Origin of the sequence: Streptomyces sp. NBRC 110028 (genome assembly GCF_001417735.1) — a bacterium.
Taxonomy (GTDB): domain Bacteria; phylum Actinomycetota; class Actinomycetes; order Streptomycetales; family Streptomycetaceae; genus Streptomyces.
This window is the reverse complement of sequence record NZ_BBUZ01000020.1, coordinates 1-925: the sequence shown is the minus strand read 5'-3', so window position 1 is coordinate 925 and position 925 is coordinate 1. Positions and strand designations below refer to the sequence as shown.

The following is a 925-nucleotide window of genomic DNA, read 5'->3' as shown; positions in this document are numbered from 1 at the left end:
CCAGTGCGGCGGCCTGCCCGCGTAGCGCCTCCGTGTTGCGCGCGGACAACACCCACGGCACGACGCCGCACTGCTCGGACACCTGCTCTGGCTCGGGCATATCCGGGGCCTGCTCCAAAATGAGGTGAGCATTCGTACCGGAAGCACCGAAGGAGGACACCCCCGCACGACGAGGCCGCCCGCTGCGCGGCCACTCCACAGGCTCGGAAAGCAGCCGTACCGCACCACCGGCCCAATCCACATGCGGCGTCGGCTCGTCAATGTGCAAAGAGGCCGGCAACACCCCATGCCGCATGGCCTGCACCATCTTGATCACACCCGCCACACCCGCGGCCGCCTGCGTATGCCCGATATTCGACTTAACAGAACCGAGCAGCAGCGGCTGACCCGCAGGCCGTTGTTGGCCATAGGTCGCCAGCAACGCCTGCGCCTCGATCGGATCGCCCAACGTCGTCCCCGTACCATGCGCCTCGACCGCGTCCACCTCCGACACCGACAGACCCGCACCAGCCAGCGCCTGCCGGATCACCCGCTGCTGCGACGGCCCATTCGGCGCCGTCAGACCATTCGACGCACCATCCTGATTCACCGCCGACCCCCGGATCACCGCCAACACCCGCCGACCATGGCGCCGCGCATCCGACAACCGCTCCAGCAGCAGCAGGCCGACACCTTCACTCCAACCGGTGCCGTCGGCAGCGGCAGCAAAAGGTTTGCACCGGCCGTCAGGAGCCAGGCCGCGCTGACGCGAGAAACCGGTGAACACATCCGGCGTGGCCATCACCGTCACACCACCCGCCAGAGCAAGCGTGCACTCCCCCTGCCGCAACGCCTGCACGGCCAGATGCATCGCCACCAACGACGACGAACACGCCGTATCCACCGTCACCGCCGGACCCTCCAACCCCAGCGTGTACGCCACCCG

1 protein-coding gene is annotated in these 925 nt (G+C 68.1%); it reads right to left on the bottom strand.

Going from position 1 to position 925, the window contains the following annotated elements; all coding sequences use genetic code 11:
- On the bottom strand, positions 1-925 hold a 925-nt coding region (locus ASC60_RS00115), incomplete at both ends, for a polyketide synthase (protein WP_199830830.1).